Source organism: Klebsiella sp. HC6, assembly GCF_022605325.1.
In the GTDB taxonomy this organism is placed as follows: domain Bacteria; phylum Pseudomonadota; class Gammaproteobacteria; order Enterobacterales; family Enterobacteriaceae; genus Klebsiella; species Klebsiella terrigena.
Genome location: NZ_CP093276.1, coordinates 995161 through 1021693 on the forward strand (window position 1 = coordinate 995161; position 26533 = coordinate 1021693).

Consider the following 26533-nt stretch of genomic DNA (forward strand, 5'->3'; position numbering starts at 1 on the left):
TGATATCTACTTTGGATTCCTTTTCGCATTCTACTTAAGTATATCCAGTAAAAACATCATCGTTAACTCCAGGAGCCTGGAGACAAAAGTTAGCCTAACTGAATAACTGTGGCCTGCTCCCCGTAGATTAAGATACTACAATGTAAGTAATGTCTTGCGAACTTCTGCTTTTCGCTCATTGCTGCCCTTTAGTGTTGCCGTTCATCTCGTTGCCTGGACTCTGACTCGCCCCTGTGTCCAGGGTAAGGAAGGAGGTATTTGGCAGCCCGTCATTCTTGACGGAAAGCAGGGGATAGATACCATCAATACCGCTACTGATTGCAGAAAAACTGTGTGTCCTTATTAATAATGCAACGTACATGAAGTTATATTATTTCCTGAATCCACTTCGCAATAATCAAAACTGTCCATGTAATATATACTGTGTTTTTATTCAGTGCGATATAATGAAGGCAGAAAAATTTCGCTTGTCATAACGGAAGGATGGAATAGGTAGAAATATTATTAAAGAGCGCGGTAAGGAGGTGGTGGAACACCTTCTTACCGCTGACCACAGACAACTATCAAGGAGTTGAATATGGCTGAGCAGAATTTTAAGCCAGAAAGTGCTATTGCCAAAATAGATTCTGATGAATCAGAAACCAGTAGCGAAAATTGCGAGCTGCTACGTAAAAAATCCATTAAGCACTTGCAGAATAGATCCACTACGGAGTCATCACAACCGCTTAGCCGCACGGAGTTTTATGACCGTATGCGGCATGACTATATCCCGCTCCAGGGTGACTGGCTTTCGCAGGCCGGATTTACGCCGAGTATGCCGGTAAAAATCAGAGTAATGCCAGATTGCATTGTGATCACCGCCCAGAACAGCCGAGAGCTGTTCGGCTGTGCCGAAGGGTTAAGCGCGGCTCATTTCAGCAAGAAGAAAATGGACTTGTGGATCAAGACGTTCCCCGGTGCGCTTAACGATACCGGTGACCTGCCGGTCATCCGGCGGGAGAAGCCCCGCTATGATTGCCTGAAGCGAAGCCGTGACTGAATTTTAAAGTAAAATCCCGGCTCGGCGGCCGGGATTTTTGTGAGGATCAGTCCGGATCTGAAGGAGGCTTTTTACGAGAGTTAAATTTATCTATCAGATTAAAAACTATTGTGGCCAGTGTAATCGCAGAGCCAGCTATACACCCAAACACAACTATCCTTTCCACATGGTAAACAGGAAAAAAGAAGTATCCTTTTGTTAGATAAATAAATAATGCCCCCCCACCTATAAGCAAGAAGCCAAATACAATGCAAAAGACACATGAATATATGAATAACTTAATATAAGGAATCATTCCTTTATCTCCTTTTGCCTTTCGGAAGAAGGCTGGCTGCCATTTACTGCATCTTTTACATATCCACCCAAAATTTCACTACCGAAGGAACCTGTCGCATCAAATATAAAACCAGGGATTTCTTTTCCTGATACTGAACTCACAAACCCTGGAGCTAACTCACCAAACTTCCCGCCGGCCCAGGAACCTATAGCGGCCCCTCCAATAGAACCAACATCCGGACCATCGGTAAAGAAAGCACCTCCTGCAGCAATTCCGACATTTTGTCCGACAGTTCTTCCTGGTGCGAGCATACCTGTAATGCCTGCACTGACACTGCCCTTCCAGTCCCAGTTTTTGTTTTCATTGCCCGGTTGACTCAGGTCGAACCACTGGTAGCTTCCGTTGGCTATCTCTGCAATAACTCCGCCACCTACAACTTTACCAACCGACGCCGCAGGCCCTAAATACGCGGCTCCCGCAATCAGTACCCCATCCTTATAGCCATCCACAATCACTTTTGTGATGTTAGCACCTTCAGGCAGGTCACCTTTAGCCAGTTTATCCAGTCCAGCCTGTGTCTGCTCCGGCGTCAGGTTTTTATCTACTGCATATTGATTCCAGGAAGCTGCTGCAGCGCCATAGTCATTCAGCCCGGATGGCAGGCTGAACATATCATTGTTCTCTGATGTGTTCTTACCAGCCTGGCCGCCTGCCACTGCACCGCTTGTATCTCCCCCGGCGAGCCCGCCCGCCAGACCGCTTGCCAGCGTGCTTAGCGCAGACACCGTTTGTTTTTGTGTTTCGCTCAGTTTGCTGAAATCATCTGTACCATATAGCGCTTTCGCTATCACTGATGTTCCGATAGCCGCCGTTGCGGCACCCGCAGCGCCTGCTGCTGCACTGTTTCCCTGTAATTCAGCCGCAACCCCGGCCATGACGGCATGAGCCATTACCCGGCTGGTTTCATTCGGTGAGTATTGCTTAATAACCTCCGCCACATACGGCGCCGCGCCGCCGGCCAGTGCCGCCTTCAGGTCGCTGCCCGCCAGGCCCTGCACGGCGGCGGTCGCCGCCTGAATCGCCTGCTGGACGCTGCTGCCGGTTCCCCATTGCTGCTGCGCAGCCTTATAGCCGTCGGTGGCGGCCAGCTGAGCGTTATATTGCTCCCAGGCCTCCTTGCTGGCGCCTTTTTCCGGCTCGTTGATCTTGTCCTTCGCCAGCTCGGCCTTGCCTGCGTTGATGGCGTTAATCTGTCCCTCGGTGCGCGCAATATCCGCCACCTGGTTGCCAATCTCGCCGATCAGCTGGGTCTGCTGCAGGCGCTGCTGCTCCTTCTCCTTATCAAATATCGGCGACAGGGTCTGGTTGGCATGCTCCACGTCGCGGCTGAGGTTCGCCACGTCCTGCTGTTGTTTATCCTTATCCCGTACGATGATGTCGCCATCGCTCACCGCCGCGTGGGTGGTGCTGCTGTCGTGGCCTTCGTTGTTCCCGCCGGTCAGCAAGCCGTTGGCCATGTTCCCCGCAAACTGGCTGCCGATGCTGCCGCCGCTGCTGAACCCGACGCTCTGGTGCTCGGTTTTAAAATCGGCGCGGTTGTCGATATCGCCCCAGCCCAGCGTGCCGGTGTCGAGGCGGTTTTTATCTGCGGTGGCAGTGCTGCCAATCACCGCGCCATCCAGCTGCGTATGCTCGCCGACGGTGATGTCATAGCCGCCTTTGCCGGCAAAGATGCCCGTCTGCTCCACCACGGAATCGTAGTTGCTGTGCATCTTGTCCTTGCTGAGGTTGACGCTGGCGGAGCCGCTCATGGAGCCGAAGGTGAAGCTGCCCCCGGCGCTGGCGTTCTGCTGTCTGGAGTCGTAGCGGTCGCTGTCCTGCTCAGAGGTGAGGGTCAGGTTGCGGCCGATATCGGCGATAACCGTGTCGCCGCTGATCTGGGCACCGGTGAGGGAGGTGTCGCGTCCGCTGTTGAGGATGAGATTATTGCCAGCATCGACGGTGGTTTCGCTGTGGGTGGTGCCGTTGCCGCTTTCGCTGCCTTTGCCCTTGTTGACGCTGGCGGAGACGCTGATCCCCCAGCCGCCTGATCCGACCCCAATCCCGACGCCGACCGTGCCGCCTTTGCTTTCGTTTTTGCCTTCAAGCAGCGAGGTGTTTTCAGCAGAGATCAGGTTCAGGTCGCGGCTGGCGGAGAGGGCCACGTCGTTGCCTGCCTTCAGCTGGCTGCCGACCGCGTTCAGGTCGCCTTCGCGGGCGGTGATGCTGAGGTCGCGCCCCGCCGTCAGGCTGCTGCCCTGGGCGGTGGTCTGCTCGCTGCGCTGGGTTGATTTCGACGACTGGCTGCCGTAAGAGAGGCTGACGCCAACGGTATTGTTGTTGGCCGGATCGTTGCCCTGCGCCGCATCCAGACGGGCGGCCTGGCCGGCCTGCACGCCGGAGAGGGCCGCCTTCACCCCCTGCAGGGCCTGCAGGCGGCTGCTGCCCGCAGATTTGGCGTCCTGGGTGGCCTGCACCACGCTGTTGAGGGCGCTGCCCGCCGCGCCGGAGAGGGCCAGGGTCAGGCCGGAGGTTTTCTGTTCGACCACGTGGGTCTGCTGACTCTGGTTTTCGGCGGCGGTAATGGCGACGTTTTTGCCGCTCAGGGCCATGTCCTGACCGGCGATCAGATCGGCGCCGTTGACCGTCAGGCTGTCGCCCGCGCGCAGGGTCAGGTCGCCGTTCACGCTGCCGACGGTGCTTCCCGCCCGGGTAACATCCGCCCCGGTATCGGTGGTTTTAACGCTTTGGGTGCCGTAGCTGAAGCCGATCCCGCCGGAGCTCATCAGCCCTGATTTTTTCTCCTGCTTCAGGTGCTGCTCGCTGTTGTACTCATCCTGGGTATCGATCCGCAGGTCGTTGCCCGCCCGCAGGGCCACGTCGCCGCTGCCGGCCACGCTGCTGCCGCGCACGGTGAGGTCGTTGCCGGCGGTGATGCTGACGCTGTCGCCGTTCAGCTCGCTGCCCTGGGCCGTCTGCCGCGACACGCTGTCCTCGGTGCGGGTGGTGGTTTTGGACAGCCAGCCGCTGCTGCCGGTGACCTTGTGGCGCTCGTCCAGCGTCTGGCTGTTTTCGCCCGCCGCGAGGGTGAGGTTATTACCCGCCCCGAGGTTCAGCGCCGCGCCGGAGGAGAGGAGGGCGCCGCGGGCGCTGAGGTCGTTTCCGGCGCTGAGGGTGACGCTGCCTTTGCCGGTCACTTCGCTGCCGGTGCTGCTGCTCTGGCTCTGGCTGAGGGCGTTGTTGGCATCCCACACCAGATTATCGTGCCAGGCGGTGGTGACGTCGTTGAGCTGGATATCGCGCCCGGCGACCAGCTGGACTTCGCCGCGTTCGCCGCTGGCGACCACCTGCGCGCCGCTGAGGGTGATATCGCGGCCGGAGTGCAGCGTCAGCCTGCCGTCATCACCCTGAACGTAAATGCCGGAGACGCTGTCGAGGGTGGTGCGGCTGAAGCGGTTATCGCCGCTGACGCTCCGGGCGTCGGCGAGGGTGGTGGTGGCGTTGATGTCCCGTCCGGCCACCGCCTGCAGGCTGCTGTCGCCCTGTATGATGCCGCCGATGTTATTGATATCGTTGCGGGCGCTCAGGCGCACGTCGTCGCCGGTCAGGGTGCCCGCCCGGTTGGTGATATTGTCGGCGTCAAGCTGCAGGACGCGGCGGCCGTTAAGGGTGCCGCTGTTGAAGAGGTCGCCGTTGAGCCTGATGCTGACGTTATTCCCGGCGAGCAGCGCGCCGGAGCCGTCGATGTCGCCCGGTTTCACTTTGGCGTAGACCTGCGGCACCAGCACGCTCTGCAGCGAGCCGTCCGGCATCTTCACCGTGGTGTTCACCAGCCAGACGATATCCCCGGTCAGCAGCGCCATCTGCTCGGGGGTCAGCGCCACGCCGCTCTTCAGCGCGTACTGCTTCCCGAAGGTAATGCCCTGATCCATCAAGGCTTTAAACTGCTCTTCGTCGCTGGTGTAGCCGTCAAGGTAGCGCTGGCCGGTCAGGGCGATCACCTGCTCGCGGATCAGCCGCTGCTCGTAGTAGCCGTCTCCCAGCCGTTTCAGCGTCGTGTCGCCGTTGCCGGCCAGCGCCTGCTGCATGTAGTCGCTGCCGAGCCACTGCTTCTGGTTGGTGAAGCGCGGATCGGTCTCCACCAGATACGGCACGTCGGCGGCCGGGTTGACCGTAAACAAGCTGTTATCCGGCAGGGTGGTGTTCGGGCCGACGATGCGAATCGCCCCTTCCGCGGGCGTGACCTCAAACTGCTGGCCCGCCGGAGGCGTGACCGGCTCGCCGGGCGAAACGGTGTGCTGACCGGCGACGGCGCCCGCCACGCCGATCGCCGCCGCCGTGCCCTGCGGGGTCAGCGGCGCGAGGGTGAGCGGCGTGCCCTCGACGCTGCCGCCGCTGATAAGCTGCCCCGGCTTCAGGGAAATGCTCTGAATTTCGCTCGGCGGCGTCCAGGCGGTACGGTCGCGGCCCTGCTCGTCGCCCCCTTTGTGGCGAATGCGGTAGTAGTGGGTGGCGGTACCGACGTCGGTGGTCCGCCGCTCGCCCGTTACGTCGTCATTTTTCACCTCCCGCAGGCCGGCGATCGCCAGGGTGCCGCCGGCGATGACCTGGCTCTTATCGTTCAGCAGGCGGTCGCCGGTGAGCGTTATATTGCCGCCGGCGAGGATCTTCGCCGGGTCGGATTCGAGGATCCGCGTCTCTTCCACCGTGCGGGTATAGTCGAACTGGTTGAAGCTATCGTTATTGCTGCCGGTGTCGTCCGGAGTATTCAGATTGCGCAGGCCGTCGGCGGAGTTACCGTCGACAAATACGCCGTCGTCCGCGGCGTTCCAGCGGTTGGGGGAGCCGGTGTGCTGATATTCGGTTACCTGCTCCTGAGCAACGGTGACGATCCCGGTGGTGAAGCGATCGTTGATGTTGTTGATCTGTCCGGCAGCGATCGCCATATCCCCGGCGGATTCGATCGTCGCGCTGTGGTTATCGATCGTTCCCGCCCGGCCGATCGCGGCGCCGTTATCCCCCAGCGCGCCGCCAATCAGCAGATCGCCGCCGCTGTAGATCAGCCCGTGATCCCGGTTATTCAGGGTCTGCACCCCGAGGTCGACGCGCTCGCGCCCGGCAAGGGTCGCCGCCGTGCCGTTTTCCGCCAGGTTGTTGAAGGTGACGGCATTGACGCCAACGGCGTTGCCGTAGATGCGCCCGCTGCCGCTGTTGGTGAGGGTTCCGGCGTTAATCCGCGTATAGCCGCCGTCGATCAGCCCGGTGTTGAACAGCATGTCGCTGACGTTAAGCGTGTTTTGCCCGGCGTTAATTTCGCCGCTGGCCTCGTTGTTCAGGTTGCGGCCGGTGAGATCGAGCCTGCTGCCCGCCAGCAGCTTACCGCCGTTGGTGATATCCCCCGCGGAGATAAGCGTGAAGCTGCCGTTGGCCACCATCGTCCCGCTGTTAGTCAGCGACTGGCGGCTGTTCAGGGACATGTCGCCGAGCGACAGCAGCTGGCCGCCGCCGTCGAGGCTTTCCGCGTCGATGCGCAGCATCTCGCCGGCTTTCACCGTGCCGTCCTGGTTAAGCAGCGCCAGTCCGTCGCCGCGGATATCCACCGTTCCGGAGGCCGCCAGCCCGCCCTGGCGGTTGTCTAGCTCGCCGTCGTTGCGTACCGTCAGCGATTTATCGGCCAGGATCATCCCGCTCTGGTTATCGATCGTCTCGGTAGCGAGGGCGATGTTCTGCGCCTCCAGCCCCTGATTGTCGCCGAGGGTATTGTGGTTGATAAGCCTGGCGGCCGTGAGCGTTAGCGTCGCGCCGCTGCGCATCAGCCCGGAAATATTGTCCACGATACCGCGGGCGCTATCGATCAGCAGGTCGCCGACGCTCTGGATCTCTCCCCCGCCGTTGTGCAGGTGCCGGCTGCGCAGGGTGGCGGCTGCGCTGCTGATGATGCTGCCGCTGCGGTTGCTGATATCGTCGGCGGCGAGCGTCAGGCCCTCGCCGCTCTGGATCAAGCCGCCGCTATCGTTGACCAGCTGCCCACCGCTAACGCTCAGCGTCCGCTGCGCCGCCAGCTGGCCGCCCTGGTTGTCCAGCCGGTCGGCGTGGAGCAGGGCATCCGCGTTGCTGAACAGGGTGCCCTGGCGGTTGTCGAGGCTGGTGACGCCAACGTCGAGCGCGCCGCCCGCGCCGACGATCCCCCGGGCGTTGTCCAGCGTGCCGCCGCGCAGCGTCATCGCGCCCAGCGCCTTCAGGCTGCCCTCGTGGTTCAGGAAGGAGCCGAAGCTGGCGTTCAGGGCCTGCTCCGCGGCGAACTGACCGGCACGGTTATCAACAGCGCCCCCTTTGAAGGTGAGCGTCCCGCCGCTGGCGAGGTAGCCGGACTGGTTATTGAGCGCGCCGCTATAAATAGCCAGCGCGCTGTGCGAATACAGCGATCCGGACTGGTTGTTGAAGGTGCCGTCGGCGAGCGCCAGCGTGGCCCGGTCGGCGACGATAACGCCCTGCTGGTTATCCAGCCCGGCGGCGCTGATGGTCTGGGTTTTGGCCGCTTCGATGCGGCCATTATTGTTGCCGATCGCCCGCGCGCTGCGGATCTCGCCGCTGCCGGTGGCGGCGGAGATCAGCCCTTCGCTATTGTTGAGATCCCCGGCGTCGATCCGGGTATTTCCCGCCGCGGCGAGGGTGCCTTTACGGTTATCCAGGGTTGTCCGGGTCTGCGCCGTCAGGCTGCCGCCCTGCGCCGCCAGCACTTTCCCGCCCTGGTTATCGACGGCGCGCGCCGCGAGCTGAATATCGCCGTTGGCGGCAATTTCACCTTCCCGGTTATCGATATCGCCCGGCAGATTCACCGCCAGGGCGCCGCCGCCGGTCTGCACCAGCTTGCCTTTGTGGTTCGAAAGATGCTGCGCGGAGAGGGTTATTGCGTTGGCGCTGAGCGTGCCGCCGTCGTTGTTGAGCGTTTGGCCGCTGCGCAGGGTCAGATCCCGGGCGTTGACCCCGGCGTTTTGCGTCAGCAGGTGGCCCGCGCCGCTGTCCAGCTCGACCCGCTGGCCCTGGGTCTGGCTGCCGCTGATGTCCACCCCCTGGCCGCTGGCGCGCAGGTTCCCGCCGGCCAGCGTCTGGCCGTGGACGCTCAGCTGGCCGTCGGCGTGCAGCCGCAGGTCGCCGCTCTCCGCCAGCTTGCCGTCATTTTGTACTCCGGCGGCCAGCACGCTGCCGCGGCTGCCGGTGAGGCTGGCCGCCTGAATGTCCACGTTCTGGCCGGCGGTCAGCGCGCCGCCGTTGCTGAACTCGCCGGCGGTGCGGACGGTGGCGTTTTCGCTGGCGCGCAGCGTGCCGCTGTTTTCAATGCGGCCGTCGGCGGTCAGGTTCACGCTCCCGGCCTGGGCGCCGATGGCCCCGGCGTTGCGCACCCCGACGCCGCTCTCGGTGCCGACCATGCGGATTTTACCCGCGTACATGCCGCCGAGGCTGGCGACATCCACCGCCAGCTGCGGGCGGGTTGCCGGATCGTCGCCGGTTTTTTCGATGCGCTGGTGGGCGGCATCCACCCGGTTGCGCCCGGTGGTGACCCGCAGATCTTTGGCCCACAGCCCGGCGTTAACCTTTACCGAACGGGCGATAATATCGGTGTAATCGGCCCCCGAGCTCTCCATCCCGGCGCCTTCGATGGTCACTTCGCCGCGTTCGACCTGATAGCCGGTGAGATTGCCGTTGTTAATCTGCGCCTGGCCGGTTGTCAGGGTGGCGCGGTTGGCGTTGATAAAGCCGCAGCCGTTACAGGTAATGCCGGACGGGTTGGCGATCACCACCTGGGCCTTTTTCCCGGCCACTTCTATCATCCCGTTTAGCCGGCTGGGGTCGCGCGAATTCACCTCGTTCAGAATGACCTTCGCTTCGCCTTTCGCCAGCCAGGGGTTCCCCGCCACCATGCCGCCCAGCTGGGTCTGCACGTTTTTATGCGAGTTATTGAGGATCGCCCCCTGCTGGTTGACGTCGAACTGGCTGTAGGTGTTGCGCGATACCCCGGCGGGCGACGGGGTCTGAATATTGACCTGCGGCGTGCCGTTGGCGCTCGGCATCACCGTCGGCTGCTGGTTTTTCGGCGCGCCGGCGTCGGCGACAATATTGGCCTGTGCCGGGTGAATCACCCCCATCGCCAGCCACAGGCTGAAGCTGATGGCGCTGATTTTACCGTGTAGCCGGCGCGGAAGGCTGCCCGGCGCGGAAGAACGTGCGGAGCCGGCGCGGCCGGAGCGGGCGATGTCCGCCACCACCATCAGCATGCCGCGCGCTTTGTTGAACACAATACGGTAGAGGTTCTTATTCATGGTTTAGTCCTTTAAACGCTTCCGGCAGGTTGACGGCGAGCGGGTGGGTCAGCCGCCAGAGCCTGGCCTGTTCGCGGCTGACGCGGCGGCCGTGGAACATCACCACCCGCTTGCCGCGCTGCTCGCCGCGGTGATAGAGCGCGCGAACGCAGTGGTCGGCAAAGACCTCCTGGCGCATCAGGGCGTTCATGGCGGCGGTATGGCCGAACGGCGCGATCCAGTCGCAAAACCACATCCGGTCGCCGCTGTCCCAGTCCGCCTCGCGCATCTCAATCGCCGGACGGGTGAGGTAGCGGGCTTCCGATTCCCGGTTAAGCCACGCCCAGCTGAGAAAAAACACCGGCCGCTCGTTTTGGATAACCAGCACATACTGACGGCGCTTGATAATCGGCAGCAGCAGGGTGGGCAGGGCGTGCAGCGGGGCGTCGCGGTGCATCGGCGAATGCATCCATAGCCAGACGCTGGCCCCCAGCACTTCGGCCTCGTTGTCGGTACCGCCGAAGATCAGCGGCGCCTTAATCTCGTATTGTCCAGTGCGCATCACCAGCTCCAGTTCAGGTTGAAGCCAAGAGTGACGGCGCTGGTGTGGAACCCATCCGGCTTCGAGAATGTCGTTCCGGCGAACAGGTCATAGCCGGTATTGAAGGCGCTGCCGCGAAGGCCGATAACGCCGCCCGCCAGGTGCTGGCCGATAAGGTAATCAGCGCTATAGCCGCCGACTTCACCGTAGTCCGCGCCGAGATAGAGCTCCTGGCTCTCCAGCGGGGTGCGCCAGGCCAGATCGTTGCGGATGTACCAGCCGTGGCTGGCGCTAAGGGTGCGCTCGCCGTCGAATCCGCGTACCGTCCAGCGGTTGCCAATAGCGAACTGATCCTGCGGCGTCAGCGGGGTGTTGCTGATCTGGCGTAGATACTGCACGTTGTAGCGGAAATTCTGGCTCCCGAGGGTAAAGGGCAGGTCGAGCTGGGCGTTGAGCTGGGTGATTTTGCTCAGCGCGGTGGCATCGCCGACGTACTCTTCCGGCGCGGGGCGTGCGCCAAACCAGCGGGTGCCGCGCTGGTAGCTGGCGCCGAGATCGAGGGTGGCCTGGCCGATATAGTGGCGATGCTGCAGCCCCACGCGCCAGGCTGCCGTCTGGCGACGCTGGACGCCGACTTCGGTATCGTCGATGAAGTTGCGGGTTTCGCGGGCCAGCACGTCGTAGGTGAAGGTCGTTTTCTGCGTCCCGCTGCGGTGCAGAACCCGGCTGAGCTGCACGTCGAGATTTTTACTTTTGCCGCTGTAGCGATAGTCGCCGTTCAGCCCGGCCACCGTCTGGTGATAGTCGTAGTCGCTGCCGGTGACCCCCAGCATCCAGTAGCCGTAGGGCACGGAGTAGTGGGCAATGTAGTTGCGGCTGCTCTTGCCGCCGCTATCGTCCAGATCGTGGCTGGCGGAGAGGTAGAGCAAGTCGCTGAGCGAGAAGGGGTTATCCAGCGACAGCGTTACGCCGCCCTGATAGCGACCGGTGGCTTCGGTGCCCGAGTCGTCCAGCGAGAGCCCCAGACGCCACATCTTCGCCTGCTTACGCGTAATGACGATATCGCTCTCGCCGGGATTGTCGCCGGGGACAATTTCCATACTCGCCTCGACGGTAGGCAGACGCTGGAGATTTTCCAGCCCCTGTTCGATATCGCGCAGGTCGAGCAAATTGCCCTCATGGGCCGGAAAGGCGCTATACAGCCGGATATAGTCGTCGCTCTGCGGCGTCAGCCGCACGTGGCGCACGTAGCCCGGCACAATAGCCAGCTTCAGGGTGCCACTTTTCAAATCCTGGGAGGGCGCCAGCACACGGGTGGTGATCCAGCCGCCGTCGACCAGCCGGTTTTGCAGGGTGCTCATCAGCAGGTTAATCCCTTTCCCTCCGAGACAGCGCCCCTGCGCCTGGTCGGCGATGCGCTGCAGCGGCAGCCAGCGGGGGAGCGCCTGCTGGCCGCTCAGCGCCACGCGGTGGATGGGAAAGCAGGGCGTTTCCGGCGGGAAGGGAATGCGGCCGAAGCCGGAAGCGGGCTCGGAGAGGCGCACGTCGGGCGTCGGCGGGGTCAGCTGCTGCTCCAGCGCCTTCTGACGCTGCTGCTGAATGATAAACTGATCGTCCGGGCCTGCGGCGCGGGCCGGCAGGAGAAAAAACAGGCCTATCGCTGAGGCGATCGCCCGGCAAAGAATGGCTTTGCGGTTCATTGGCATCCTTGCAATGTGAAAATGGACAAAATGTGAGTTTGTGTAAAATTGTTCAATTTTTGTCAAGGAAAGGGAACCTGGCATATTCCGAAAAAAGCGTGCGTCCCCGTTGAGACGCAGAGGGGAAAAGAGAGGGAGATTGACATAAACTGCCGTGTTTTCAGCAGGAAGCGCGTTCTATCCGGCCGCGGGTGCGGCGCAGCGTCCCGGCGAAAAGCGTTGAATAATATCCTCGAGGTTTTCGCGACTGACCGGGGGCGAGATCAGATAGCCCTGAAACCTGTCGATCCCCAGCGCCTTCAGCATATTCAGCTTTTCCAGGCTATCCACCCCCTCGGCAACGCAGCGGCTTCCGGTCAGTTGGCAGTAGTAGATCAGGCTTTTTACCAGCGCCAGCGCGTGGGCGTCGTGCTGGAAATCATTCACGATGCTCATGTCCAGCTTGTACTCGCTAAAGCGCACCGCGCGGACCGGAAACATCACGCTGCTTTGTGAAAAGCAGTCGTCGAGCATAATGCGAAAGCCCTGCTGCTGTAATTTCACGATATTGCTGCCGATCTTCCCCTGGCGGTTGAGATCGACGGTTTCGGCAAATTCCAGTACCAGCCTCTCCGCCCAGCATGGTTCAAGCAGCTGCTGGCGGGCCGCCTCCATCATCCGCATGAGGTTGTCATGCCCGGCGATAAGCGGCGGGACGTTCACCGAGAAGTAGTACTCCCCGCGATGCTGGTTGATCCCCTGAACCGCTTCCCGCAGCGCAAAGGCCGTCAGCAGCAGCCAGGCATATTCCGCGCGCACCAGCGGCAGAAACTCGCCGGGCAGCAGCACGCTGCCGCTGCGCCGCCAGCGCGACAGCACCTCGATACCCTTGAGCATCAGCCTGCCATCGGTAATGGGCTGGAATACCGGAAACACCTGTCGACAGTGGATCGCGTGCACGAACTCGCGCTCAAACGCCGAAAGCGTGGCGAAAGCCTGCGCTTTGTGCCCTTTTGCCTGGCCTCCGGGGAAGCGGGTGGCCAGATGCGGATGATGTTCCACCATCTTTTTTAGTCCTGACAGTCTCTGGTTATAGAGGGTTTTATGGCTCACGCCCCGCAGCTCGGCCTGGCGAGTGATGCTGTATCCGCGCAGCCAGTCCAGCGCGGCGTTGAACTCGGGCTTGCTCAGGCCCGTCGGGGGAATGCCGCGCGCGGCCGCCTCCTCACAGGCCAGCGTCTCCAGCGAAGGGTAGTCCGGCGCAGGCTGGCCCAGCAGCGAGGCCAGCTGCCGGCAGGGCAGGTCGGAGGCGACGGTTTTGACGGCGGCAAGGCGGCGGCGGTTGCCTACCAGGTGCAGGAGCGTTTGCCACAGCCAGCCGGCGGGGCTGCGGCTGAGGATCAGCACCGGCAGCGCGTCGGCGCTGCGGTCGAGCAGCAGCGCCGCCTGGCGCAGGGTGAACAGCAGCCAGAAGGGGTCGTCGGGCAGAAACACCACGATCCGCCGGAAGGTCGCCGGGTCGGGCAGCGACGGCGCGTCATGGGCCTGAGGGGATAAAAACGTCGGCCGCCGCCCGCCCGCGCCGATCAGCGAAGAGAGCCCCTCCGCCGCCATCGAACAGGGCGAGAGTATGCACTCCCCCGCCGGGGCGGGCGGCGGGACCGGCGCCCTACTGGTAGACAAACGTCACCCCAATAATCGACTGCACGTTGCCGGCGGTGACCTGTCCGCTGGTGCGCGCGTACTCGGCCGTCAGCCCAAGGCTCACCGGCGACGTGCCGACCGTGCCCAGCGATACCGGGCTGTTGGCGGACACCGCCGTACCGCCGCGGGTCAGCTGCACGCCGATCCCCTGCGCCGGCGAGGCGGAGGCGGTATTGGTGAAAATGGCGTTGCCGGAGCCGGTGGTGGTGCCCGACAGGTAGTAGCCCAGCGTCTGGTTCTGCGCGCAGTGCACCGTCAGCGGCACCGCCATCGAGCCGGGATAGTCCGGCAGGGTCACCGTCACGTCGCGGGCGGAGACGTCGCAGCCGCCGGTCGGCACCACCACGTCGTTATTGGCATAAATGTTCCAGACGAACTGGTAGGAATCGCTGTTGTAGTTGTTGGTCTGATGGAGGATCAGCACGGCGATCAGCGAGCCGGAGGTAATGGCGATCCCGCCGGCGGTGCTGACCGGCGTCAGGTAGAGCACGGTTGGCCACGGCTTATCGGTGGTCGAGTCGTAAATCACCCGCGAGGTTTCCGTGGTGGTCGGGAACGGATAGGAGCTGCCGTTGTACTTTACGGTACCGGAGAAGCTCGACAGCACGCCGCCGTAGGCGGAGCCGCGCTGCAGGGTCACGTAGTCGGTGATGGTCTGCGGATAGTCGTTATGGCAGAAAATCTGCGTCGAGAGGTCGACCACCAGGTTTTGCCCGACGCTCACCGCGGGAGAGAGATTCACGTAGACGTTGGCGCTGCCGCCGCCGATGGGGATCGTTTGTCCGCTGGCGGTTTTACAGGCGAAGGACCAGGCGTTGATCGACCAGCCCATCATCGCCAGCGCGGCCAGCAGGGTGACTATTTTTTTCATAAACGTACTCTCCTGATTCAGGCGTAGGTGTAGGTGACGTTAATCACCGCCTGAATGGTTCCCTGGGTGGCGCCGCCGTTCACCGTCAGCGCCCTGACCTGCAGCGGGAAACGGGCGGACTGGGTGGCGTCATCGACCTGCACCGATTGAGTGGCGCCGTTGTTCAGCGTGGTGCCGCCGCTGTCCTGCAGCTCGAGCTGGATATTGCCGGCGGTGCCCTGGTTTTTGTAATAGCCGGTGCCGTCCGCGGTGCCGCTGAAGGTGGCGACCACCCGCGAGGTGCCAATCGGGCAGTTGCTTAAATCGAGCGCCATGCTGTGCCACGCCGAAGCGGCCCCAGCCGAGACCAGGCTGAAGGTGTAGAGATCGCCGAGTTCGACGGTGGCGTTGGTGGTCGACACCGTGCACGGTTTGGCCACCACCTTGCCGTTCACGGTGATGGTGACGTCGGCGGCCTGTAGCGAGGAGGCGGCCATGAGCAGCGCGCCGGCTACCAGCCAGCCTGGGGGAGTCCATTTCATCTCAGCCTCCGGTTACTGAAATTCCAGCGTAAAGGTCGCTGTGGCGTTAACGTGCCCGGCGGTGACCGGGACCTGGGTCGCCATCAGGCGGGCGTAAAAGTTCAGAATATTGGTCTGCCCCGGGGTCAGGGTGGTCCAGGCTATCGCCGAGGAGGCGGCATTCAGCGGCAGCATCGCCTGCTGCGTATCGAGGATCTGCACCCCCATCCCCGCCGCGGCCGACGCGCCGCTGTCCAGCTTTAACAGGCCGGTGTTGAGGCTATCCGCCACCCCGGTGAAGCCCACCTTTACCGCGGTAACCGAACTGCCGCAGGGCGACAGGACGATGCGAAACGGCACCGCGGGCGTGGTGGCGCCGACGGTATGAAACTGTTTGGCGGCGTTATCCAGCAGGTCGACGGTAAAATCCTTTGATTCTCCCGCCACCGCGCAGGCGTTATCCCGCACGTAGCCGCTGATGGAGATGGTGCTGTCGGCGGCGCACGCGTTGGCGACGGCAAGCGACAGCACGGCCAGCAGCAAATAGAGCGATTTTGTCATCATGATCCTTTCCTTAGCGGCACACCGCGGAGAGCTGGCTAAGCGACTGCTGCTGGCTCTCCGGCGGCAGGCGATACTCGGCCACGCAGCCGGCATCCGGCCCGTCTCCCCACTTCACCTGCACCCGGCCAGCCAGCGGCATCCCGCTCAGGTAGACCTGGCCGTTATCGGCGACAATGCTGCCGCTCTGATTGCTCGCCGAGGTCACCATGGCGCCGAACGGCACCGGCTTGCCGTTGCGGGTGAGGGTCATCAGCAATTTCATCCCGACGTGGGCCTTAAAGTCGGCGCGCACGATCGCGCCATGGGTGGGCACCACGCTGACCACGGCGTCGTCAAGATCGACGTTGTCGGCGAGGGTGTTGGTATCCAGCGCCACCCGGTTCTCCCGGTACTCGGTGGCGTAAGGCAGCACCGCGTAGCCGCGCCAGTCGGTGCGCACGCCGGTCTGATTCTCCACCTTCACCTTCTCCGCTCCGGGCGCTTTGATAAGCACCACCGTGTCGTTCAGCGGCTGGCTTAAGGTCACGCCGTTGGCGTGGGCCAGCACGCCGCCGCTGACGCCGTAGTAGAGCTGCTTAAAGCCGTCGCTGCGGCTGTAGCCGATGTTGGCGTTGCCGTAGCCGCCGCGGTAGTTCAGGGCGGTATAGCCCGTGCCGCCGCTGCTGCCAGCGCCGCCTCCGGCGTAGCCGGTCTGCACGCTGTAGCTGAGGTTGTTATCCTCCAGCAGCGTGCCGTAGAGCCCGGCGAGGTTGGTCATCCGGCCGTCGAGGTCGTGCGACATGCTGTAGCTGGCGCTGGCGTGGCGCCACGCTGATTTGCTGTCCGATCGCAGCCAGTGGCTGAACGGAATGTTGACGTTGACCGCCAGCATCTGGTCGCGCCCCTGCTGCCAGGCGTTTTTGGTCAGGCTGTAGCTCAGCGTCCAGTTGATATCGTCCACCGCGGCGTTGAGCCCGGCCTGCAGCTGCTGGTCCGCCTTGCCGGTTGACCAGTAGGTCTGATGGCTGCCGCTCATATAGAGCGTGGCGGTGCGCCCCAGCTGCTGGGTGACGCTGGCCTGCACCCGCCCGCGCTTGCTGTAGGCAAGGTTGTAGTAGTCGGTGAATTTGGGCTTCACCTGGATAACGCCGTCCTGGGTCTCGACGTCGTAGCCGCTCATCCGGCTATAGGTGGTATCGGCAAAGCTGTAGTAGCCCCGCGTGGAGTAGCGGTAGCCGACCAGCTGAATATTGGTGCCGATTTCGTTAAGCGATTTGTTATAGAGAAAACGCAGCGACTGCCCCTGATGGTTGCTGTCGTCCGGCAGGGTGGCGTTTGCCTGAGTCACGTCCAGCGACACGGCGCCGAACTCGCCCATGTTTTTGCCGACGCCGAGGTTAAAGGCGCGGTAGCGGTCGGCCAGCTGGGAGCCGCCGTACAGCGTCCAGCCCGCCGGCAGGCCGTGGAGCAGCGTTCCCTGGAAGAATTTCGGCTTCTCCTGCTGGTCGTTGCCGCTGCGGTATTCCCCCGCCGTCAGGGCGAAGCGCGAATGGCCCTCGCGCTGCAGCACCGGCACCGTTGACCACGGCACGGTGAAGACCTGGCGGGTGCCGTCGGTCTCTTTGATGGTGACCTGCAGATCGCCGCCGTTACCTGCGGCATAGAGATCGTTGATGGTGAACGGCCCCGGCGGCACCGTGCTTTGATAAATTTCGTAGCCGTTTTGCCTGATCGAGACCTGCGCCGTTCCCCGGGCAATCCCGTGAATGACCGGGGCGAAGCCTTTCTGGCTGTCCGGCAGCATATTGTCGTCAGAGGCCAGCTGGGCGCCGCGGAAGTTGATGCCGTCGAACACGTCGCCGTTGGTGTAGCTGTCGCCGAGCGTCAGGCGCGAGCGCAGGGGGGTAATGTCCCGCTCCAGCCAGCTGTTGACGTGCTGCCACTTATTTTCGTTGCTCGATGAACCGCCGCCGCTGCTGTAGCTCCAGGTGGTGTTATCGCGCAGGCGCCAGGCGCCGAGGTTGAGGCCGCTTTGTAGATTAAGGTAGGCATAGTTGCTGCTGCCGCCAATATCGTTGTGCACGTTGTTGCCGGTGAAGTTGTAGTTCAGCAGCCCGGCGTTAATTCCGTCATCCCAGAGCTCAGGGGGAATATAGCCGCGCGCGCGGTTGCCCATAAAGGCCTGGGGAACGGTCAGGTACAGGCGCTGCTGGCCGACGTCGAAGCGGCTGGTGGACTCTTTGATCATGGCGGCGAGGGGGACGCAGGCGTCGGCGTCCAGCGCCTCCATTCCCGCCACGGCGGGCGTGTTAACGCCCATGCTCGCCAGCTGCCCACGGGTCAGGCAGGGCGCGAGGCGATGATCCTCCTCCCCGGCCTTAAAGGTCACGTCGCGGGTGGTCATAAAGCCGTTGTTCAGGTAGATATCGACCCGATAGGTGCCGGGCGGCACCTCCTGTCCCTTCTCGAAGTTCGAGAGGTCCGCCACCGCCGCCGGATCGTCGGCTAAAAAACGCGGGTTAAAATAGAGCTCCGCCCGCGCGGAAAAGGCCAGGGTGGCCAGCGCAAGCAGCAGCGGGAACTGCACCTGCGGCCCCGAAAAACGCGGGGCATGACGCCGGGTGCGGGGAGAAACCAAACGGTTCGGTCCATATTTCAGATGTGACATAATCCCTCCGGTCCGAAGTCGCCCGGCTGTCAGTTCTTATTATATTTCAGGGGATAACGCTGGTTTCCCCGTAGCTATTGCGCGACGCCCTTCATCCGCGGGGTCAGCGCGCCGTAGTCGTTAATCGTCCGCCAGGAGATCTCGCTGCCGGCGCCCGGCGGTAGCTTCACCGAGGCTTCGCCCATTGGCGGAACCAGCGCGTTTTCCAGCACCCGGGTTCCGGCGTTGAGTTCGGTCACCGTCAGGTAGTAGGGAGTAGGGTTAATCAGCGTGAGGGTGTTCGCGCTGCGGCGAAAGCGCAGCTTCTCCGTCGCCTGGTCCGGCGAGAGCGCCAGCTTAGCCGGGCGATAGTAGAGCTTGATGCGGCTGATAATCGCCAGCTGCAGGGTATTGTCGCTGAGCTTCGATTTATCCATCGACGGGATCGCCTTAACGTTCATCCAGAACAGGCTTTCGCGATCCTGCGGCAGCTGATTGTTGGTGGCGTCAATGATCCGCAGGGTGTTCTCTTTTTTACCCTGCATGGCGAACAGCGGCGGGGTGATCACAAACCGTCCGTCCTTCTGACCGTCGGCATTTTCTACCCACGACTGAATCAGATAGGTGCTGTTGTCATCGTTATTGGTTACCGCCAGCTGGACCTGCTTTTGCCCGGCAGGATAGATAACCCGGGTGGCTCCCAGCGCCACGCCCGCATCGGCGGCGGTGCTAAACCCGGCGGTGGCGATCATCAACAATCCCGCCACCAGGCTTTGCGTCATCCCCAGTCTCTTTCTCACGTTTTCCCCTTTTATACTCACCGTTGATTCCCGTATCCGGTATGCCTGCTGGCTGGTTACTGATAGGTCAAAGCAAACCAGGCCTGAGCGTTCGCGGCTCCGCCGGTCACCTGACGTCCGGTCGCCCGATATTTGGCGACAAAATGTAGCGTGGTTGGTCCGGTATACAGCCGTGACCAGGCCGCCGGTGGGCTATTGAGCGGGATCGGATGGTCCTCGCCGTCAAACAGCGCCACGCCGACGCCGGTTGCGATGCCGGGGCCTTCGCCCACCGAGAGCACGTCCGGATTTTTGCCGTCAGCAACGCCGTGAAAGGTCACTCCCACCCGCTGGCTGACCGCGGTGCTGCAATCCTGCAGATGGATAGCGAAAGGAACGGGGTTAGTATCTTCGCCAACTGAATGAAACCGATTGCTGCTGATTTGCCCCATCTCGACCGTTAGCTGACGATCTCCCGCTTCCACGCGGCAGGATTCGGCGATGATCACGCCCTGGAAACGCATGCTGCCGCCGGGCAGGGTGACGTTCCACTGGTTACCGGCCAGCGCCAGCGGCGGCAGCAAAACGATCAGCAGACCTGATTTCATTCCTTGCATCGTGATTACCCCAGTCCTGTATGGATAACGGGCCATCCTGGCCCGACGAGCATCCGTGCCTGATGGTGAATTACTCGTACTGAACTTTGAAGGTCGCGTCGGCGTTAGCGGTACCGGCAGTTGCTGCGCCGGTCGCGTAGTAGCGAGCCTGGAACGGAATGATGTTGGTGCCATCGTTCAGCGTGGTGGCAGCACCGAAGGTTGCGCCGTCGAGCGCCAGCGCGGTGCCGGTGCTGTCGAGGATCTGGACGCCAACGTTAGTTGCGCCGCCGGCTGCAGAGTTTTGCAGCGCCAGTACGGTGGTGTTGGTGCTATCGACCGCGGTGCCGGAGAAGGCCACGGAGGCTTTAGTCGCAACGGTCGTATCGCAGTCGTCCAGCTGGATGTTGAAACCAACGGCGGAGCTGGTGCTGCCCGCGGTAGCGAGCTTGGCTGAACGCACCTGGCCCAGCTGTACGGTTTGATCGATAGAGCCGGCGTCTACTGCACAGGCTGCGTTGACCACTTCCCCTTTAAAATGCACTGTCCCGCCGTTTACCGTGGTGGTATCGGCCAAAGCCGCCGCGGAGCTCAGGGACAGGGCTGACAGAACAACGATTGCCAGTGTTTTGATTTTCATGTTGTTTTCCTTTAAACAATGTCGATATTACGAACCGAAATTGGCAGTCTTTGTGCCTTCCAGGCATTCCATATGTCAGCCGAATGGTCCGACTGCCGGCTGTGCTCAGTTTTTGCCCCAACGATGAGTCAATTGGGGCCATTTTGACTCGTTGGGTTAAAGTGCTGAAATGCGGGGTGTTAAGGCGTAATATTGAACTTAAAGTTCTTTAGTTATATTTTTTTTTGGTTTTTTATGCTGGATTTTTATTTTTAGTAGCGTAAACGGAGTGGCTGAGTCAGCGGAGAGGACAAGGCGAGGTTACGAATCGGATGGAAATGAAAGTAAATAAATGTCGGAGTAAAAAGTGATTTTTAATCAATTAGATATTTATTATTTTTGGAAATATATGCACTTGCCAGTTGCAAAAGATTACAAAACATTTTTATGATATAAACAGTTTGGCCCCAATTGACCTGTTCATTCACGAAATTTATCTTATTTATCAAAGTAATAATTTATTTATCCTGCTCAGGGATATTTTTATCCAGCAAATTATTTCTTTCCCATAGTCCGGCAAAACGCGCCGCGTTGCTGGCGGTATAGCGTACCGTATGGCGAATATTGCGATGTCCCAGATAATCCTGAATCAAACGCGTATCTGTCCCTCTTTCGGCGAGCTCGTAGCCGCAGGCGTGGCGCAGCATATGCGGATGGGTGTGGGTGGCGGTTCCGGCCTCTTCGCCGGCGCTGCGGATAATACGATACGCCTGCTGGCGCGAGAGCTGGGTGCCGCGGCGGGAGATAAAAATAGCGTCGGTGCTTTGCGCGGCCTTCCAGCCGGCGCGGACCCGGGTCCAGCGCTCAATGGCCTCCAGCTCGTCAAAGCGCAGCGGGTGGACGGTGGAAAATCCGTTCTTCAGCCGGCGGACGTTGATGCGCCCCTCGCTGAGGTCAAGATCGCGGTAGTGCAGGTTGAGTAATTCACTGATGCGCATGCCGTGGCGAAACGCCAGCAGGATAAGACAATAATCACGTTCGCCGGTGGGCCCGTGGCGAACGGCCAGCATCATAGCCTGAACTTCTTTGCCGGTAAGAAAACGACGTCGATTCACAATACATTGCTCCTGTATTTTATTTACACCAAGGCCTCAGCCTGAAAAAACGTTCAGGCTGATGAAAAAATAATCCACGATGTTAAAACCGTATTATATGAAGGTATTTAAGTTCAAATAGGCGATCACATTACATTTACACATAGCGAAAATAGCGCCACGCGATAATTCTTATTTTTATGGATTTTATTCAATACCACAATAGCGTCCCCGGCAATCGTTGCCAGGTTCATAAAATCAAACGGGAAAAAGCTATGGCTGGCGATATTATAGATGAAAAAATAATGCGCAAGCGTTTAAAACGCGTGCGCCAGGCTATTTTATTTTCCCGCGTAGCCCCCGCCAGCGCCCGCGCAATGTCCTGAGTTTCCGGGCTCTTCGGGGCCAGCGTAGCGAATAAACTCAGCGACTATCGCGCCGGCGCGGCGGTGGTTTCGCGCCGCTGGAATCCAACGGATGGCAATAATTTCGCCCGGTTATAAATAGCCAATGGATATCCGGAATATATCCAGGGATATCGCGATTTGCTTGTTTATTGCTGAAATAAGAACTTGCGGGAACATTAATCGCAATTAACGCATGGTTAATCTTTATTAATGTTTCCCGCGGCGGCGGCGCACAACAACGCCCTCCGTGGCGTTGGCTGAGATTACTGGATAAGGCTAACGCGCTGCTTCTCTTTGGCGTTGTCCCAGATACCGTAAAAACGCCCGGCGTTACTGGCGGTGTACCAGACGGTATGGCGGATATTACGATGTCCGAGATAGTCCTGGATTAATCGCGTATCGATTCCCATGTTGGCTAACGCAAATCCACAGGAGTGGCGGAGCATGTGCGGATGTATTTCCAGCGACAGTCCGGCATGGTCTCCGGATGACGAAATAATTTGGTAAAACTGCTGGCGCGAAAGGGGATTACCTTTACGTGACAAAAATAGCCATTCGCTGTCGCTATCGGGATAGCTGCTACGGATCTCCAGCCAGTTTTTTAATGCCTGAATCTCTTTATTCAGTAACGGGTGGGTAGTAGAAAATCCTTTTTTCAGACGATGAATATAAATACATTTTGAACGGAGGTCGATATCGGATATTTGCAGACGGCATATTTCACTGGCGCGCAGGCCGTGAATAAAACACAATAAGGTCAGGCAGTAGTTACGCGCGGCGTGCGCTCCCGTATTGGCTGCTTTCAACAGCGACTCTATTTCGGCTTGAGTCAGGAAGTTCCTTTTTTTGATATCGGTATTGTTTTTCATTATCATCCCTTTTAATTGCAGGCATACATTACGTTCTGGCCATCGTCAGCAGGCCAGGTTTTACATCCGACTGTAATGTTTAATCGTTAATTTTACCTTTCGCTGTACTTTTAGGGCGCAGGGAAAGTATTCCAGCATATATTTCTGCCGGGTCAGGTCATTACGTTTGAGATAATGAATGAAGCAAAAAGTATCTCCGCGTTCGGGGCGCGATGGCTTCATAAAGAGTGACGGATGGTGTTTTTATCTCTTTGAAAAAATACGTTTTTCCTGGTGGTTTCAGCGTCCGCTTCATCCTGCTTTTCTCCTGATTATGCGCGCCATAAATATAGAGGCATAGGCTATGGGCCCGGGGCTCTCCTGACTCATAGTACTGTAATAATTAAACTCCCGGCGGGCGTGCCATCATTCCATGACGGAGAGTTCAGGCTGCGTACCGCAGATGAATATTGCGTAAATGTTCCGCAGCTTGCGAAGAACGATATCCGCGCCGGATAGCATTGACTGCATCACTACAACAGCGCCTAAACCATACTGCAAATTTCAGGTGGAGAATAGTAATAATAAGTAAAGCGATATGTGTGACACCGGCGGTCAATTATTTACGCCGGTGAGGAGGAAACTCCCCCGGCGTTGCTGAGCCAGTCGCTCATCTTGTTTACGGTTTGTTTGGAATTTTTTGGAGTTATCTGGAGTGGTTTGGGCCCGCTGTTTTACGCCTGAATAAGCGAGCTGGTTTTATCGGGTTTTTGCGGTGACGATTATTCACGCCTGAAACGCGTTTTTTTGATCCGTTTCGCCGGGTATTTCATGATGCGAGAAGCACCCCGGGAGGCTGGCGGAAATAGCGCTGGCCGCTGCGCGATAAATTTACGCCGCGGCCTCAGGGATTAAACGCTCGGGGCAATATTGCTCCTTTTCCACCCGCGCAGAACGATTATTTTAGCTGCTCGTAGAATAAGATCAGGGCAATTATCACCATGATCATGCCGGAAATGACGCTGACTCTTTGTGCCGCCTGGGGGCGAGCGCCTAATACCGTTTTCGAGCCGTAGCCGACCAGCAAATAGATAACCGTGCAGGTTATCAGGTGCAGGCAGCCCAGCGCCGACATCTGCATTGCCACCGACCAGCTGCCGTGCGGATCGGTAAACTGCGGCAGCAGGGCGAGGAACAAAAGAAAGACTTTTGGATTCAGGCCGCTAATGCAAAGGCCTTTTATTGCCCAGCCCTGCCAGCTATCCGTCCGCCGCTCGGCGGCCGACGGCGCCGACGGATGGCGTAAAATGCCGATACCGAGCCACAGCAGATAGCCCGCACCCAGCAGCGTGATGGCCGACAGCGCCAGCGGATGCCCGGCGATCAGCACCCCAACCCCGGCGACCACCACGAGGGTGGCCAGCAGATGCCCGGACATCAGTCCGGCCACGGCAGGAACCACCCGTCGCCCGTCGATCCCGGCGCTGATGGCGTAGGCCCAGTCGGCTCCCGGCGTGACGATCAGCAGAAAAGAGACCAGCCAGAAGCTCGCGATAAAACTCATTTCCATAGCGGGCTCTCCCCACCGTGGTTGGATCCATTGTGCATGGCGATTGCGCTCAAACTCTTGCGAAAAGTTACCCGCAAGAATATCGGGAATGATGCGCAATGAGCTTTCAATGTTATGCTTAAAACTCCCTTTAAAAGTGAAAATCTTCCAAATGGACAGCATAGATCGAAAAATTCTTGCCGAGCTGCAGGCCGACGGCCGGCTCTCGATAACTGAACTGGCGGAGCGGGTCAATCTCAGCCTCTCGCCGTGCCATCGGCGGCTGCGCGCGCTGGAGCAGGACGGGACCATCGCCGGCTATCGCGCCAGCCTCGATCCGGTAAAAATGGGCTTTAACTTTACGGCGATCGTCTTTGCCACCTTAAAAGAGGGGGACAGGCGAGCGGTGAGCGCCTTTGAAGAGGCGGTCGAAGAGATCCCGCAGATCGTGCTGGCGCAGCGCCTGTTCGGCGATCCGGATTATTTGATGCACGTGGTGACCCGCGATCTGCCGGCGTTTCAGAAACTGTATGATGACAAGCTCTCCGCGATGCCCGGCGTTCAGCACCTGCGATCGACCCTGGTGATGAAAACCGTGGTGCAGGATCGTCCTTTTCCGCTGGAGAGCCTGAACTCGTCGCGATAGCGCCGTTGCAGCCGCGATGAGTCAGAGGAGAGGGGGATGCTGCGAAGAGATCAACGGGCGCGCGGTTGCGCCCGTCGGGCGGGGCTTAGCCTACCACTTCTCGTTGCGCGCATCGTGGCGGCCGTCGCGACGGTTCTCGCGCTTATCCTGGCGGCAGCCGGCGTTGCTTTTGTTGTCGTCTCTTACGCACTGCTGTTTGGTCTCTCGCCCGTCCTGGCGCGAGTCCTGGCGGATATCGCGCGCGTCCTGGCGGTTATCGCTGCGGTAGGTTGCGTGGGCGGAGAGCGCGGGCAGCAGCAGCGCGGCGGTGACCAGAGAGAGAATGATTTTTTTCATAAACTAGCCTTTCAAATAAAAAAACAAACCGACATATGAATAATATTTAACCGCTATTGTGGCCGGGGAATATTTTTTCGCTGTCGTAAAAAGTGCTTTATTATCAAATGGTTTGTTTAAAATTAAATTTGAACGGACCCTCAGGGGGCGAAGGTGGCGTCAACGGCCGCTAAGCCTGTGACGCCGAACGAGAATTTCGCTATGCCGTCTGCTGCTGGCGGCGCGCGCCGGGCTGGCGGATGCTCATCAGGGCCAGCAGCGCCAGCAGGGCAAAGGTGAGCAGCATCAGAGCGATCGGCACGTAGCTGTCCCACGTCATCAGGAAGGCGACCGCCAGCATCGGGCTAATGCCGCCGGAGATCACCGCGCCGATTTCATGGCCCAGCGCCAGGCCGGTATAGCGCACCTCCACCGGAAAGAGCTCCACCATCATGCACGGCTGGGCGGCGATCATCGCCCCGTGGCAGACCGGCAGCGCCAGCAGCATCGCCAGCAGGATCGCCGGGAAGCTGTGCATTTGCAGCAGCCAGAAGAAGGGGAAGGCCACCAGCGCCATCCCGATCACGCCGGCATAGTAGACTTTTTTGCGCCCGATGCGGTCCGACAGCCAGCCCCAGCCGAGGATGGTGGCGATCTCCACCGCCATGGCGATGGTGACGGCGGCAATGGTCTGGCTGGTATCGATGCCGATATGTTTGCAGTAGACCACCGAGAAGGTGAAAAAGATGTAGACCGCGCCGTTCTCCGCCAGCCGCAGGCCGATGGCCTGTAAAATGGCTTTCGGGTGATGCTTAAAGGCGGCCAGCACCGGCAGAGGCTGCTCCGCCGGCTGCGCTTTACGGGCAACGAACTCGGCGTTTTCCTCGATGTTGCGCCGGATATAGACCCCAACGAGGAAAATAAACAGGCTCAGCAGGAACGGAATACGCCATGCCCAGGCCAGCACGTCCTCCTGGGGCAGCAGCTGTACCAGGTAGAAGGCGAGGGAAGAGAGCACAAAGCCGCCGGAAACCCCCACCTGGCTCCAGGCGGTGTAGTAGCCCTTCTGGCTTTCCGGCGCGTTCTCGCTCAGCATCAGCACGCCGCCGCCCCATTCCCCACCGGAAGCCACGCCCTGCACGAAGCGCAGGCTGATCAGGGCAATCGGCGCCAGAATGCCGATATGCTCGTAGGTTGGCAGCAGGCCGATCAGAAAGGTGCTCGCGCCCATCAGCGTCAGGGTGATAATCAGGGTCATTTTTCGGCTGTACTTATCGCCCAGATGCCCGAAGGCGATGCCGCCCAGCGGTCGGGCGATAAAGCCGATGGCAAAGCCGGATAGCGCCAGAAACGCGCCGAGCAAAGGATCGTCGGTTGCCGGAAAGAACAGCGGGCCGAAAACCAGCGCCGCCGCCGTACCGTAGAGAAAGAAATCGTACCACTCCAGTGAGTTACCGAGAAAAGAGCCAATAATCAGTTTGCGCATTGATTGCGGCTTGCCTGGCGTCATATCGTTCGCAGCTCCGGACATTGCGTGAAC

General features: G+C 60.2%; 19 protein-coding genes. 3 read left to right on the forward strand and 16 right to left on the reverse strand.

What is annotated here, in order from left to right:
• Nucleotides 1-577 precede the first annotated feature (577 nt).
• Nucleotides 578-1039 (forward strand): SymE family type I addiction module toxin, encoded by a 462-nt coding sequence (locus MMW58_RS04910; RefSeq protein WP_241722835.1) that lies wholly within the window; start codon nucleotides 578-580, stop codon nucleotides 1037-1039.
• 291 nt (nucleotides 1040-1330) lie between these two features.
• Here the strand turns inward: MMW58_RS04910 and MMW58_RS04915 are convergent, their stop codons facing one another.
• The 12 genes from MMW58_RS04915 to fimE all read right to left on the reverse strand — a co-directional run bounded on the left by MMW58_RS04915 (nucleotide 1331) and on the right by fimE (nucleotide 21249).
• Nucleotides 1331-9676, reverse strand: coding sequence for a hemagglutinin repeat-containing protein (locus MMW58_RS04915; RefSeq protein WP_241722836.1), 8346 nt, complete (start codon nucleotides 9674-9676; stop codon nucleotides 1331-1333).
• Nucleotides 9669-10217, reverse strand: coding sequence for a toxin-activating lysine-acyltransferase (locus MMW58_RS04920; protein ID WP_159236242.1), 549 nt, complete (start codon nucleotides 10215-10217; stop codon nucleotides 9669-9671). The genes MMW58_RS04915 and MMW58_RS04920 overlap by 8 nt, the downstream gene beginning before the upstream one ends.
• Complete coding sequence (locus tag MMW58_RS04925) at nucleotides 10217-11896, reverse strand: ShlB/FhaC/HecB family hemolysin secretion/activation protein (protein ID WP_241722837.1); 1680 nt, start codon at nucleotides 11894-11896, stop codon at nucleotides 10217-10219. The genes MMW58_RS04920 and MMW58_RS04925 overlap by 1 nt, the downstream gene beginning before the upstream one ends.
• A gap of 177 nt (nucleotides 11897-12073) precedes the next feature.
• Entirely contained in the window at nucleotides 12074-13558 is a 1485-nt protein-coding gene (locus MMW58_RS04930) for an EAL domain-containing protein (protein WP_371822973.1), read from the reverse strand.
• Nucleotides 13545-14450 (reverse strand): fimbrial protein, encoded by a 906-nt coding sequence (locus MMW58_RS04935; protein ID WP_159236240.1) that lies wholly within the window; start codon nucleotides 14448-14450, stop codon nucleotides 13545-13547. The genes MMW58_RS04930 and MMW58_RS04935 overlap by 14 nt, the downstream gene beginning before the upstream one ends.
• A 17-nt stretch (nucleotides 14451-14467) precedes the next feature.
• Nucleotides 14468-14971: a type 1 fimbrial minor subunit FimG gene (gene fimG, locus MMW58_RS04940; RefSeq protein ID WP_241722838.1), complete on the reverse strand. Its 504-nt coding sequence runs from the start codon at nucleotides 14969-14971 to the stop codon at nucleotides 14468-14470.
• Between the two features lie 12 nt (nucleotides 14972-14983).
• A complete protein-coding gene (gene fimF, locus MMW58_RS04945) occupies nucleotides 14984-15511 on the reverse strand; it encodes a type 1 fimbrial adaptor subunit FimF (RefSeq protein WP_241723689.1) in 528 nt (175 codons plus the stop codon).
• 13 nt (nucleotides 15512-15524) lie between these two features.
• Nucleotides 15525-18161: a fimbrial biogenesis usher protein gene (locus tag MMW58_RS04950; RefSeq protein WP_241722839.1), complete on the reverse strand. Its 2637-nt coding sequence runs from the start codon at nucleotides 18159-18161 to the stop codon at nucleotides 15525-15527.
• Between the two features lie 74 nt (nucleotides 18162-18235).
• The gene (locus MMW58_RS04955) at nucleotides 18236-18961 is read right to left on the reverse strand and encodes a fimbria/pilus periplasmic chaperone (RefSeq protein ID WP_072051852.1); all 726 of its coding nucleotides are present in this window, start codon (nucleotides 18959-18961) and stop codon (nucleotides 18236-18238) included.
• A 35-nt stretch (nucleotides 18962-18996) separates the two neighbouring features.
• Nucleotides 18997-19536 (reverse strand): type 1 fimbrial minor subunit FimI, encoded by a 540-nt coding sequence (fimI, locus tag MMW58_RS04960; protein WP_045857310.1) that lies wholly within the window; start codon nucleotides 19534-19536, stop codon nucleotides 18997-18999.
• A gap of 70 nt (nucleotides 19537-19606) precedes the next feature.
• The gene (gene fimA / locus MMW58_RS04965; protein ID WP_045857312.1) at nucleotides 19607-20155 is read right to left on the reverse strand and encodes a type 1 fimbrial major subunit FimA; all 549 of its coding nucleotides are present in this window, start codon (nucleotides 20153-20155) and stop codon (nucleotides 19607-19609) included.
• Nucleotides 20156-20652: 497 nt separating this feature from the next.
• Nucleotides 20653-21249 carry a type 1 fimbria switch DNA invertase FimE gene (gene fimE / locus MMW58_RS04970; protein WP_133600493.1) on the reverse strand — a complete coding sequence of 199 codons (597 nt, stop codon included), beginning with the start codon at nucleotides 21247-21249 and terminating at the stop codon, nucleotides 20653-20655.
• A gap of 179 nt (nucleotides 21250-21428) precedes the next feature.
• Here fimE and MMW58_RS04975 point away from each other — a divergent pair, with 179 nt between their 5' ends.
• Complete coding sequence (locus MMW58_RS04975) at nucleotides 21429-21614, forward strand: hypothetical protein (RefSeq protein ID WP_241722840.1); 186 nt, start codon at nucleotides 21429-21431, stop codon at nucleotides 21612-21614.
• Between the two features lie 284 nt (nucleotides 21615-21898).
• Here the strand turns inward: MMW58_RS04975 and MMW58_RS04980 are convergent, their stop codons facing one another.
• Together MMW58_RS04980 and MMW58_RS04985 are read right to left on the reverse strand one after the other, a co-directional pair.
• A complete protein-coding gene (locus tag MMW58_RS04980) occupies nucleotides 21899-22504 on the reverse strand; it encodes a tyrosine-type DNA invertase (protein WP_133600491.1) in 606 nt (201 codons plus the stop codon).
• A gap of 937 nt (nucleotides 22505-23441) precedes the next feature.
• Nucleotides 23442-24053, reverse strand: coding sequence for a LysE family translocator (locus tag MMW58_RS04985; protein ID WP_133600490.1), 612 nt, complete (start codon nucleotides 24051-24053; stop codon nucleotides 23442-23444).
• Between the two features lie 151 nt (nucleotides 24054-24204).
• Between MMW58_RS04985 and MMW58_RS04990 the strand changes: the two genes are divergently transcribed.
• Nucleotides 24205-24678, forward strand: coding sequence for an Lrp/AsnC family transcriptional regulator (locus tag MMW58_RS04990; RefSeq protein ID WP_166646211.1), 474 nt, complete (start codon nucleotides 24205-24207; stop codon nucleotides 24676-24678).
• A gap of 90 nt (nucleotides 24679-24768) precedes the next feature.
• On the opposite strand, the gene MMW58_RS04995 is transcribed toward MMW58_RS04990, so the two are convergent.
• Nucleotides 24769-25014 carry a hypothetical protein gene (locus MMW58_RS04995; RefSeq protein WP_076945902.1) on the reverse strand — a complete coding sequence of 82 codons (246 nt, stop codon included), beginning with the start codon at nucleotides 25012-25014 and terminating at the stop codon, nucleotides 24769-24771.
• Nucleotides 25015-25213: 199 nt separating this feature from the next.
• The gene (locus MMW58_RS05000) at nucleotides 25214-26479 is read right to left on the reverse strand and encodes an MFS transporter (protein ID WP_123708712.1); all 1266 of its coding nucleotides are present in this window, start codon (nucleotides 26477-26479) and stop codon (nucleotides 25214-25216) included.
• Between the last annotated feature and the right edge of the window lie 54 nt (nucleotides 26480-26533).